The organism is Flavobacterium sp. (genome assembly GCF_031381455.1).
Classification (GTDB): domain Bacteria; phylum Bacteroidota; class Bacteroidia; order Flavobacteriales; family Flavobacteriaceae; genus Flavobacterium.
In genome coordinates, this window is the sequence record NZ_JANMXZ010000002.1 from 19,134 (window position 1) to 31,670 (window position 12,537).

11 protein-coding genes are annotated in these 12,537 nt (G+C 34.0%); 5 read left to right on the forward strand and 6 right to left on the reverse strand.

From position 1 onward, the window contains the following. Positions 1 to 26: 26 nt before the first annotated feature. Together RMN97_RS00185 and truA are read right to left on the reverse strand one after the other, a co-directional pair. Positions 27 to 1,787, reverse strand: a complete 1,761-nt coding sequence (locus tag RMN97_RS00185) for an ABC transporter ATP-binding protein (protein WP_309612599.1) — start codon at positions 1,785 to 1,787, stop codon at positions 27 to 29. Between the two features lie 56 nt (positions 1,788 to 1,843). Next, positions 1,844 to 2,608, reverse strand: a complete 765-nt coding sequence (gene truA, locus RMN97_RS00190) for a tRNA pseudouridine(38-40) synthase TruA (RefSeq protein ID WP_309612500.1) — start codon at positions 2,606 to 2,608, stop codon at positions 1,844 to 1,846. 134 nt (positions 2,609 to 2,742) lie between these two features. Here truA and RMN97_RS00195 point away from each other — a divergent pair, with 134 nt between their 5' ends. Further along, positions 2,743 to 3,237, forward strand: coding sequence for a metallophosphoesterase family protein (locus tag RMN97_RS00195; protein ID WP_309612501.1), 495 nt, complete (start codon positions 2,743 to 2,745; stop codon positions 3,235 to 3,237). Positions 3,238 to 3,470: 233 nt separating this feature from the next. On the opposite strand, the gene RMN97_RS00200 is transcribed toward RMN97_RS00195, so the two are convergent. The 3 genes from RMN97_RS00200 to RMN97_RS00210 form a co-directional block, all read right to left on the reverse strand. Then, entirely contained in the window at positions 3,471 to 3,626 is a 156-nt protein-coding gene (locus tag RMN97_RS00200) for a hypothetical protein (protein ID WP_309612502.1), read from the reverse strand. Between the two features lie 16 nt (positions 3,627 to 3,642). Next, a complete protein-coding gene (locus tag RMN97_RS00205; RefSeq protein ID WP_309612503.1) occupies positions 3,643 to 5,178 on the reverse strand; it encodes a T9SS type A sorting domain-containing protein in 1,536 nt (511 codons plus the stop codon). A 351-nt stretch (positions 5,179 to 5,529) separates the two neighbouring features. Next, the gene (locus RMN97_RS00210) at positions 5,530 to 5,937 is read right to left on the reverse strand and encodes a DUF4293 family protein (RefSeq protein WP_309612504.1); all 408 of its coding nucleotides are present in this window, start codon (positions 5,935 to 5,937) and stop codon (positions 5,530 to 5,532) included. A gap of 188 nt (positions 5,938 to 6,125) precedes the next feature. Here RMN97_RS00210 and rho point away from each other — a divergent pair, with 188 nt between their 5' ends. Both rho and dnaK read left to right on the forward strand, forming a co-directional pair. Beyond that, positions 6,126 to 7,895: a transcription termination factor Rho gene (gene rho / locus RMN97_RS00215; RefSeq protein ID WP_309612505.1), complete on the forward strand. Its 1,770-nt coding sequence runs from the start codon at positions 6,126 to 6,128 to the stop codon at positions 7,893 to 7,895. A 175-nt stretch (positions 7,896 to 8,070) separates the two neighbouring features. Next, positions 8,071 to 9,957, forward strand: a complete 1,887-nt coding sequence (gene dnaK / locus RMN97_RS00220) for a molecular chaperone DnaK (protein WP_309612506.1) — start codon at positions 8,071 to 8,073, stop codon at positions 9,955 to 9,957. 120 nt (positions 9,958 to 10,077) lie between these two features. On the opposite strand, the gene RMN97_RS00225 is transcribed toward dnaK, so the two are convergent. After that, positions 10,078 to 10,962: a Brp/Blh family beta-carotene 15,15'-dioxygenase gene (locus tag RMN97_RS00225; protein WP_309612507.1), complete on the reverse strand. Its 885-nt coding sequence runs from the start codon at positions 10,960 to 10,962 to the stop codon at positions 10,078 to 10,080. A 114-nt stretch (positions 10,963 to 11,076) separates the two neighbouring features. Between RMN97_RS00225 and RMN97_RS00230 the strand changes: the two genes are divergently transcribed. Continuing rightward, complete coding sequence (locus tag RMN97_RS00230) at positions 11,077 to 11,802, forward strand: bacteriorhodopsin-like (protein WP_309612508.1); 726 nt, start codon at positions 11,077 to 11,079, stop codon at positions 11,800 to 11,802. Positions 11,803 to 11,922: 120 nt separating this feature from the next. Next, positions 11,923 to 12,522, forward strand: coding sequence for a hypothetical protein (locus tag RMN97_RS00235; RefSeq protein WP_309612509.1), 600 nt, complete (start codon positions 11,923 to 11,925; stop codon positions 12,520 to 12,522). The last annotated feature ends 15 nt before the right edge of the window (positions 12,523 to 12,537 follow it).

Genomic DNA, 12,537 nt, shown 5'->3' on the forward strand with positions numbered 1-12,537 from the left:
GTATTTTGATTTATAGGTGCGACAAATTATGAATTGTTTTCTAAAGAAAATTGTGAGTCATATAATTTTTTATAATAGCCTTCCGATTTGGTTATCAATTCCTGATGCGTTCCTTCTTCTACAATTTGACCTTTGTCCATTACGATGATTTTATCAGCGTTAATAATAGTAGCCAATCGATGCGCAATTACTATAGATGTTCTGCCTTTGGTAATGGTTTCGGTGGCTTTTTGAATTAATTCTTCGCTATACGTATCAATAGAGGAAGTGGCTTCGTCCAAAATTAAAATACTTGGATTGCTCACGTAAGAACGAAGGAAAGCAATCAATTGACGTTGTCCTGAAGATAACATAACTCCACGTTCTTTTACATCATAATCATAACCGCTGGGAAGGCTTTTAATAAATTTATGCACGCCAATTTCTTTTGCGGCATTAATAACAGTTTCACGAGTAATTTCCGGATTGTTCAGCGTAATATTATTGTGAATCGTATCGGCAAAAAGGAAGACATCTTGTAATACAATAGCAATTTGTTGGCGAAGACTTTCGAGTTTGAAATCGTTTATGTTTTGGTCATCGATATAAATCGTACCTGAATTGATTTCGTAAAACCGATTTAAAAGATTAATGATTGTCGATTTTCCTGCGCCGGTAGCTCCAACAATGGCAATGGTTTCACCGGCATTTACTTTTAGGTTGATGCCTTTTAGCACTTCTTCTTTGTCAATATAACTGAAACGAACATTTTCAAAACGAATGTTTCCATGAAAATGATTGGCTGTTTTTGTTCCATCATTCTGAACATCGTTATCGGTGTCTAAAATATCAAATACACGATTAGCCGCAATCATTCCCATTTGCATTTCGTTGAATTTATCCGCAATTTGTCGCAACGGATTAAACAGCATTCCGATGAACATCGTATACGAAAACAAATCGCCAAATGTGGTAAATTTATCTCCATCTAAAATATGAAAACCGCCATAAAGAACAACGGCACCAAGTGTTAATGACGAAATAATATCGGCAATAGGGAAGAAGATGGAGTTATAAAATATGGTTCTAATCCAAGCTTTATTGTGTTTCTGATTAATTTCTTTGAACTTTTCAAATTCAATATCTTCCCGATTAAAAAGCTGCACAATCTTCATTCCGGTAACACGTTCCTGTACAAAAACATTCATATTGTTAACCTGAGTTCTAACTTCTTCAAAGGCAACCTGCATTTTGCGTTGAAAAATCCGTGTGATATAAACCAATATTGGCATGGCAATTATGACTATCCATGTCAATCGCCAGTTCATGTAAAACATAAAGAATAACACCACAATCATTTTCAATAAATCACTGAAAATCATAAACAATCCTTGACTGAAAATACGTGCGATTTGCTCAATGTCGGAAACAGAACGTGTTACTAACATGCCAACAGGTGAATTGTCAAAATATTTCATCCTGAAACTGAGAATGTGTTTGAATAATTTTATTCGGATGTCTTTTATGATATCTTGACCTAACCAATTGGCCCAATACACAAAATAGAATTGCGAAATGGATTCTAAAAGCATGACAATTCCCATGACAGATACATAAAATAAAAGTCCGTGTTCGTCTTTTGGTTTTATATATTCATCGACAGTTTGCTTTAACAAATAAGGGCGAAGTGCAGCAAAAACAGAAAGCAATATAGCAAACAAAATCACCCCATAATATCTGAATTTATAGGGTTTGGTATATTTTAAAATTCGCTTAAATAAATTGGTGTCGAATGCTTTTGCTTGCATAGTCATTGCGAGGAGTTGCGAGGCACGAAGCAAAGCAATCCGTTCCTAAGTTAATGTTATTTGAAATATTCGTATTCAATTTTGGTTAAATACAATCCGTGTGCAGGCACCGAAAATCCGGCTTGACTGCGGTCTTTGCTATCAATTATTTTTTCAAAATCGGCTAAACTAATTTTTCCTGTTCCGATGTTTATCATGGTTCCAATAATTGCGCGAACCATATTTCGCAAAAACCGATCAGCAGCAATGGTAAATATCAGTTTGTTTCCGTTTTGTTTTCCCGAAGCTTCGGGATTGCCTCGAGTCCAATGTGCTTCAAAAATCACACAGTTGAATGTATTGACTTCCGTATTTACTTTTGAAAAACATTCGAAATCGTTATGTTTAAACAAAATTTGACACGCTTCATTCATTTTATCAATATTCAATGGCAATTGAAACTGATAACTTCCATCATTTTCAAAAACATCTTTCATCGTGTGAATGTGATATTCATAAGTGCGTTTCGTAGCGTCAAATCTTGCATGCGCTTCGTCGGAAACTTTTAGAATATTGAAAACAGCAATGTCTTTTGGTAAAAATGAATTGAGTTTGTGAACCAATTGTGGTACATCAACTTCGCTTTCGAAATCGAAATGAGCAAACATTTGTTTGGCATGAACTCCGGTATCGGTTCTTCCTGCACCAACAATATCAATATCGGTTTTTAGCAATAATGATAGGGCTTTGTTAAGCGTCTCCTGCACAGAATCAGCGCCAGGTTGATACTGCCAACCGTGATAATTTGTTCCTTTATATGCTAATTCGATAAAATATCTCAATGTTGAAGTGCCTAAATTTATGAGGTGTAAAGGTACAAAGGTTTTTAATTTTGATGTTTAAAGTTTTCATAATTTCATTGATTATATTTGCAACCTCAGAACCTTAGTATCTCAGAACCTTATTACCTTTTGTCTTGAAAAAAATCCTTCTTCTTTCCGACACTCACAGTCAAATAGATGATACTATTTTAAAATATGTTCGTCAAGCGGATGAAGTATGGCATGCTGGTGATATTGGTGATTTGAAAGTAACAGATACACTAAAATCATTAAAACCATTACGTGCGGTTTATGGCAATATTGATGATGACAAAGCGCGAATGGAATTCCCATTGAATAATCGCTTTCTTTGTGAAGATGTCGATGTTTGGATTACACACATTGGCGGTTATCCGGGAAAATATAATCAAAACATTCGAACCGAAATCCAAAATAATCCGCCCAAACTTTTCATTTGTGGTCATTCGCATATTTTAAAAGTGCAATTTGATAAGACTTTAAATTTATTGCACATAAATCCCGGAGCTTGCGGTATTTATGGTTTTCATCAAGTGCGAACAATGTTGCGATTTGAAATTGATGGCGATAAGATTCAGAACCTCGAGATTATTGAAATAGGGAAGAAGTAGTGTTCAGTCACAGTCGCAGTTATTAGTTTAGCCACAGATTGGAAAGGATTAAACGGATTTGCACAGATTTCTTTTGTTGTTAATCTGTGTAAATCAGACAAATCAGTGTTATCGTTCCGCCTCTTCTCGTCAGTTGCGAACTTCGGAACTTTATATTTTCTGTTAAAGATAAAAATTCTTGCGAAACGTGAACGTGAACTTACAACAAAATTCGCAATTGCGAGAAACGGCTGTTAACCTACGTTTTTCATACTAACTTGAGCGCACAAACTTTGCCAGTTTCCACTTAGGATTCCACTTTCCATTACTTGCCTTTCACTTAAAAACTGAACTTTGCAAGTACAAGAAAGGCTTTTGATGTAATCAAAAGCCTCAATTGCTAAAAACATGTATCAGCTAATGTTGTTATTCTTTTATAAATTTTTGGTTTATTTCACCTAATTTGAAAATGTATATACCTTTTGCTAAATTTTCAATATTTATTTGATTTGATCCATTCATTAAGTATCCGTTTAAAATAATTCTACCATTAATGTCAATTATTTTAAATTCGTCTTTATCTGATTGATTATTTTGCAAGTCTATGTTCAGTAAATTTGCAGTTGGATTTGGATATAAGGTAATTTGTTTGTTCAACCCAAACTCATTAATAGACAAAGTATTTCCATTATATCTCGCTAATGCGAAATCATTACCAGAATAACCAACTGCAATAATTTTATCATCAGATTGTATAGTCATATCAAATGCCTCATTTGTAGTGTTGGTCCCAAATGTTGTAGTTACTTTTCCAGCAGTTCCAAAAGTAGAATCTACAGTATAATTTGCATTTACTCTTGCAATTCCAAAAGTTGAACTTGTAACCGATGTTACATTTGAACCAGCTAAAACAATTTTTCCTGTACTGTCAATTCCCATGCCATATGCAATATCTTTAACGAGTGAACCATAATCAAATAATGCTTTTCCAACTGCTGTTGAGCCAGCAGAATCATAAAGTCCTAAAAAATAATCATATTCTAAAGTTGATAAATAGCCACCTCCACTATATAATATACTGTCATCAGAGTTTAATATCATTGAAAATGATTTGTCATCTCCATTAAAACCTCCATTTGTAACTATATAACCATCTGTCGAAAAGGATGTGTCCATTGATCCATTATTATTTATTCTGCAACCATAATAATTTGCACTCCATTGTAATCCTTGCTGATTTATCCAACCTACAGCAGAAATTTTCCCATTTGACTTTATTGATAAATCTTCAATCACATTAAAATATGTACCTGTTCCCGAAGCATCATCAAGTAAAACTTTTCCTGTTGTATTAAAAGTGGTGTCTAACAATCCAGCAGAAGTATATCTAGCAATAACAGCTTGTGAATTAGTTGATGTTAGTGATGAAGTTCCGCCTACTACAATATTACCAGTTAAAGAATGAATTTTGACAGTTTTGATTTCGTCAGCCCTGTTTGTTATAAAATCTGTTAAAACTTTGCCAGATGTTCCGAATGAAGTGTCTAAAGTTCCATTAGTGTTTAATCTTATTAAGGCTGCATTTTTATTACTTCCATCATCAGAGTAACCTGCTAAAACAATCCTTCCGTCGGCTTGAATAGCAACAGAATAAACAACATCATCGCTACCAGTCTGAACGTCAATAGTAAAAATTCCACTTGTTCCAAAAGTAGAATCTAATGTTCCATTTGAATTGTAACGTAAACAAGCAAAATCTTTGCCAGTTGATGCATTTGTTGTCATTCCAGCAACAATAATTTGTCCGTCAGTTTGCAATGCAACAGCATATGCTTTGTCGGCACCACTATTTATAGAAGTTACTACTTTACCACCTGTTCCAAAACTTGAGTCCAAACTTCCCGATTGGGAATAAACATTACTCGCAATAATAATGATTCCTAATTGTAATAATTTTTTCATAATTTTTCTTTCTTTTAATTTGACAAATTTAATATAATTTTTCTTTCATTACGATTTTTTATGCAATATCCGCTAAATCTATGCTAAAATTTAGTTTCTGAATAAACATTTTCGAAACACTTTTAGAAAACTAAAACCTCACTTTTCAGCTAAATTTCTGTTGAAAAACGCAACGCGAAAAATGTGGGTTATCTGTGTGCCATATCCAAATCAACTTCTCGAAGCATACCGTTTCTTAGTAAATCTTCGCGTACTATTTTGATTATTTATTTCATTGCAATGACAAAATAAAAAACCCGTCTGTTTAACGAGACGGGTTTTTCGCAGCACTAAAAAACTAAGTTTATAGGTTTATCGCAGTCGATCCACAGATTTTACGAGATCTTCGTCCTTTTTTATGGCTTTGTTGGCCAAAACCAAAATTACGATAGAAAAAATAGGTAAGAACATCCCAACACCCTTCTCAGAAATAGCTGTTTCTCCAGATGCAATTAGTGTTCGATACACAAATAATCCTAATAAAATTAAATTAAATATCATATTCAATCTGCCCATGACAAATTGTTGTTGTCTTTTTTTGTGTGATAAAATGCTCAATAAAGATAGCGTAGTGCTTAATCCAAACAGCGTAACATAAACCATATCCATCATAAAATAGAAAGGTTTTCCGGCTACATCTTTCCATAATGGAAACACAAACGGTAAAACTCCGGTTATAATCAAGCAAGCGATCAAATAATATGTTTGTATTCTAAACATTTGTTTTTTTTCAATAATGAGATGCAAAAATAAAATTTCTTTTTAAAAAAATACTATTGCATGATAAAATATTATTTGTATTATTGCATTTCATATCCGCAAGAACTTCATCATTCGGATTATTCTAAGCATTAAAATCTACCCACTTTTTACATTCCATTATAACGATTACGATATAAATACTATTTATGTTTAACATTTCTGCCCTAAAAGAAATGAAGCTTGCTGAGCTTCAGGAAATTGCCAAATTAGCAAAAACAATAAAAGTTACCGGTGCCAAAAAAGATACGCTTATTGCGCAAATTTTGGAACATCAGAACAAAGATGCGGCTCAAGACGAACCAAATAGTGCTGTAAACTCGAGCGAAAGCGAACAGGAGAAGCAAAAACCTTCAGATAATAAATCCAAACGCGCTCGTATTTCACCCGAAACTAAAAAAGTGGCTGGTACCAATCAAAATGATTTGTTTGCCGAAAAAGCTGAAGTTGTTGACAGGAGCGATAGCGAACTGGCTCAGCAAAAAACGGCTTTTGAAAATAAAAACCCAAAGTTCAAAAAGCCCCTTTTTAAAAAGAATACTAATACGCAACAAATAGCTTCTGAAGAACAGCCAACTGAAAGCGATTTAGAAGTTATAGAAAAACCTGCTGTTGAAGATTCTGAAGCCAATACAAATCAAAATAATGATGGTAATCAGGTTCAAAAGCCAAAGCATCATAACCCAAATCAAAACGGACTCGAGGCAGAGCCGAACAGGGCAAAGCCAAACGGGAACAACGGCAACAACAACCCAAATTTTAAAGGTAAAAAGCAGAATAATTTCCGCGATTCAGATTTTGAATTTGACGGAATTATAGAAAGCGAAGGCGTACTTGAAATGATGCCTGATGGCTATGGTTTCTTGCGTTCTTCAGATTATAATTATTTGGCTTCTCCTGATGATATTTATCTTTCGACTTCACAAATCAGATTGTTTGGTTTAAAAACCGGAGATACTGTAAAAGGTGTGGTTCGTCCACCAAAAGAAGGCGAGAAGTTTTTTCCATTAGTAAAAGTTTTAAAAATAAATGGTCATGACCCGCAAGTGGTTCGTGACAGAGTTTCATTCGAACATTTAACACCAATATTTCCGCAAGAAAAATTTAGCATTGCTGATAAACAAGCTAGTGTGTCTACGCGTATTATCGATTTATTTTCTCCTATAGGAAAAGGACAGCGTGGAATGATAGTAGCGCAGCCAAAAACAGGAAAGACAATGTTATTAAAAGATATTGCTAATGCCATTGCTGCCAATCATCCTGAAGTTTATTTGATTGTTTTATTGATAGACGAACGTCCTGAAGAGGTTACCGATATGCAACGAAGTGTTCGTGGTGAAGTTATCGCTTCTACCTTCGATAGAGAACCTTCGGAACACGTGAAAATTGCGAATATTGTTCTTGAAAAATCAAAGCGTTTGGTAGAATGTGGCCATGATGTAGTGATATTATTAGATTCGATTACGCGTTTGGCAAGAGCATATAATACGGTGCAACCGGCATCCGGAAAAGTACTTTCGGGTGGAGTTGATGCGAATGCGTTACAAAAACCAAAGCGTTTCTTTGGTGCGGCACGTAATGTAGAAAATGGTGGTTCGTTAAGTATCATCGCAACTGCATTAACTGAAACAGGTTCTAAAATGGATGAAGTTATCTTCGAAGAATTCAAAGGAACCGGTAATATGGAATTGCAATTGGATAGAAAAATTGCCAACCGCAGAATTTTCCCTGCTATCGATTTGACGTCTTCAAGTACGCGTCGCGACGATTTATTATTAGATCCAAATACGCTTAAACGTATGTGGATTTTGCGTAAATTCCTTGCCGATATGAATCCAGTGGAAGCAATGGATACGATTAATGATAAGATTAAGAAAACCCGAAACAATGAGGAATTCCTCATCTCGATGAATGACTAATATTAGAAATCCCAACTGAAAGGTTGGGATTTTTTTATGTAAAAATGTCATGTTGTCATATTTATTTTGCCCAAAACTGACAATTTATTCCCATATGTTGCTTGGCACAATACTTGACTTTGGACAACCAACGTTTTAAAAATAAACACACAAACAAAAATATAAACTAAATAAAATGGGAAAAATAATCGGAATTGACTTAGGAACAACCAACTCTTGCGTTTCTGTAATGGAAGGACAAGAAGCAGTAGTAATCCCTAATTCAGAAGGAAAAAGAACAACACCATCAATTATCGCTTTTGTTGAAGGTGGTGAAATAAAAGTTGGTGATCCTGCCAAAAGACAAGCGGTAACTAACCCAACAAAAACGGTTGGTTCCATCAAACGTTTTATGGGACATACTTTCGCTGAAACTACTGGTGAAGCAAAAAAAGTACCTTATAGTGTTGTAAAAGGTGACAACAATACACCACGTGTTGATATTGACGGTCGTTTATATACACCACAAGAATTGTCCGCAATGACACTTCAAAAAATGAAAAAAACAGCGGAAGACTATTTAGGTCAAACCGTTACCGAAGCAGTTATTACGGTTCCGGCTTACTTTAATGATGCGCAACGTCAGGCTACAAAAGAAGCTGGTGAAATTGCAGGTCTTAAAGTAATGAGAATTATCAATGAGCCAACTGCTGCGGCATTAGCTTACGGATTGGACAAAAAAGGAGTAGACCAAAAAATTGCAGTGTACGATTTAGGCGGTGGTACTTTTGATATTTCTATCCTTGAATTAGGTGACGGAGTTTTCGAAGTATTGTCTACAAATGGCGATACACACTTAGGTGGAGATGACTTTGACCAAACTATCATTGATTGGTTGGCAGATGAATTCAAATCGGAAGAAGGAATTGATTTGCGTTTGGATCCAATGTCATTACAAAGAATTAAAGAAGCTGCTGAAAAAGCGAAAATCGAATTGTCATCTTCTGCTGAAACAGAAATCAATTTGCCTTACGTTACCGCTACAGCTTCAGGGCCAAAACACTTAGTAAAAAAATTAACAAGAGCTAAATTTGAGCAATTATCAGATTCTTTAGTAAAACGTTCAATGGAACCAGTTGCTAAAGCTTTGAAAGATGCTGGTTTATCTACATCAGATATTGACGAAGTTATCTTGGTTGGTGGTTCTACAAGAATGCCAAGAATTGCTGACGAAGTTGAAAAATTCTTTGGTAAGAAAGCATCAAAAGGAGTAAACCCTGATGAAGTTGTAGCGATAGGAGCTGCTATTCAAGGTGGTGTTTTATCTGGAGATGTAAAAGATGTATTGTTGTTAGACGTTACGCCTTTATCATTAGGTATCGAAACTATGGGGAATGTGATGACTAAATTAATCGAGTCAAACACAACTATTCCAACAAAAAAATCACAAGTATTCTCTACTGCTGTGGATAACCAACCAAGTGTTGAAATCCACGTATTGCAAGGAGAAAGAACTATGGCTGCAGATAACAAAACGATTGGTCGTTTCCACTTAGACGGAATTCCGCCATCTCCAAGAGGTGTTCCTCAGATTGAAGTTACTTTCGATATTGATGCCAATGGTATCATCAAAGTTTCGGCTACTGATAAAGGAACAGGAAAATCGCATGACATCCGTATCGAAGCATCCTCTGGCTTAACCGCTGAAGAAATCGAAAGAATGAAAAAGGATGCAGAAGCAAATGCAGGGGCTGATAAAATTGCAAAAGAAAGAGTAGAAAAACTAAATGAAGCTGACAGTATGATTTTCCAAACAGAAAGTCAATTGAAAGAACTGGGAGAAAAATTAGCTGACGATCATAAAGTAGCTATCGAATTAGCTTTGACTGAATTGAGAATGGCGCACCAAAATCAAGATTTGGAAGCGATTCAAAAAGGTCTTGACAATGTTAATGCCGCTTGGAAAACAGCTACTGAAGCAATGTATGCTCAAGGTGAAGCCGGTCAAGCGCAAGACGCAGAACCACAAGCTGACGCACAAGGAGATAATACACAAGATGTAGAATTCGAAGAGGTAAAGTAAGTTAGCCAACCAATTGTGTATAACAAAATTGTGTAAATCACTTATTCCGTCCCGAGACTTCGGGAGACTTGGAAAAAATAACAGAAAACCGGATAAGCGATTATCCGGTTTTTTTTATTCTTATTTCTTTCCAAACATCTTTATTATTACCACTACGTGAGGAAAAGTAATTGAAGCTAGAAAAGAAAAGAATAAAGCATTAAATATTTTTTGATCTTTAAATACAAAATAAAGTAAAGCGATACCTAATAATGATACAATCCAATAAGCAAATGCCGAACGGAAATATAATTTAAAATTATTGAAGCTAACGTTACCAAAAAGAAACTTAATCTGATCCATCATTGAAGGAATACTGTGCCAAAATATAAAGTATAATGCAAAACCCCATATAAGAGTTGATACTTTAAAAATAATTGAAAACACAAATAGAAAGAATAGTTCTTTAAAGAAGTAGTTTTTGAATCTTTCAATTCTGAAATAAAAAAAGATACTTAAAAGAGTAAAAATACTCAAAAGGATTTTTAGAATAAGTAAAAAAGCAAAATTTGGAACCTCTATAGTAGTGATAGCAAGAATTATTTTCTGAACTTCTACAGCATGAAATGTAAATATCAAAAAGAGAATTATTAGTCCATAACACATCTCATATACAAACTTTATCCATTTCACTTCTATTTTTAGTTGCTCATTCCATTGTTGTTCACCAAAATGATATCCACTAATGATAATAAATAAAGTCAAAGCTAACCAAGGAATGATATAAAAAAGAGTGGCGCCTATAAGTACTATTATAACATAATAAAGTAAGACTTTATAAAAATTTTGAACTTTATTGTGAGGATTTACATTTTTTATCAGAGCTAAATCGTTTGCGCCATGTAAAATTCCAAATGAAAGTATTAGTATAAAACCTACAATTAGTTGAAATTCATTTGAAAAAAACGAGTTTATCCATAAGCCTAAAAAGCTTGCTACTATTGCGAAGTTTGTATATTTTGGCATCTGATATTAAAATTTGTTTAAAAATAAACAAAAAAAAATAAACAAAAACATTTTTTATTTGTTTAATCTTTTATAAATTTGGTTAAACAAAATTAATCTAAATTCTTTTAAATTATGTTAAACACTATTTTATCTTCAGCACTAATTGCGAAAATGTTACCTACAGATTATGTTGGTTTCACTTTTTTTGTTGGATGCATGGCTATGATGGCAGCATCTGCATTTTTCTTTTTATCATTAAATCAATTTGATAAAAAGTGGCGTACTTCTGTCTTAGTATCAGGTTTGATAACCTTTATTGCAGCAGTACATTATTTTTACATGAGAGATTATTGGGCTTCATTCCAAGAATCTCCAACATTTTTCAGGTATGTTGACTGGATTCTTACCGTTCCATTAATGTGTCTTGAGTTTTATTTAATACTTAAAATTGCTGGTGCAAAGAAGAGCTTATTATCTAAAATGATTTTCTATTCCGTAATTATGTTAGTAACTGGTTACTTTGGAGAAGCTGTTTATCCTGAAAGTGCTCAAATTTGGGGATTAATTTCTGGTATTGCATACTTCGCAATCGTTTATGAAATTTGGTTAGGTGAAGCATCAAAATTAGCTAAAGCAGCTGGTGGAAATGTTTTAGAGGCGCACAAAATTCTATGTTGGTTTGTATTGGTAGGATGGGCTATTTATCCATTAGGTTATATGTTAGGTACTGAAGGATGGTATACAAGTATGTTAGGTAAAGGAAATGTAGATGTTGCCTACAATATCGCAGATGCAATTAACAAAATCGGTTTTGGTTTAGTTATTTACTCTTTAGCAGTTAAATCACAAAAAGACTAAATTTTATATTTAAAAATCAAGACCGTCAAGTTTAATTACTTGGCGGTTTTTTTATTTAACATTTATAGAATAATTTATTTTGTACATTGGCTATCTATATTTTAACCTATTATTATTGCTATGAAAAAAATATTTTTATTCCTATGTGTTGGCTTGTTGAGTGTCAATGTTTTCAGCCAAAAAAAGACCCGAGGCGGAGCCGAACGGAGCGGAGCTAAATCAACAACTGTTTCAGTATTCCCAAAACTTGACAATCTACAGGTTGAAGTAAGAGCTGGAAAGTTCCAGGTTGCCATTAGTGAGAAAGGAAAAGCCAACGATGCTTTAGTGGTTAAGGAAGTTACTACCGGATATGCTCCAAATGAATGCAAGCTGAGTTCATTTATGGCAAGTGGAGTTAAGTTGTATTTACTTACGTGGACAGAACTGTCTCAAACAAAATCGACAAATAAAACTGAGGATAAAACCACTATCTATTCTGTAGTTTATGAAATTACATCCAAAAAACAAGTGCATTCTAATTATCAATTAACGAATCATATTACCGAAAAGGTATTTTTAGGTGGAACAGCTGCTTCTGAAACGCAGGAAAAAGTGAGAAGAGAAGGTTTTGAATTTGTATTAAATCCTGATGGTTCAATAACTCAGAAAAATAAAACCCAACAAACTACTTTAGTTTACGATAAAGACAAAATGGTATTTGTTTCTAAAAAGAAATAACTAATTCGATAAATT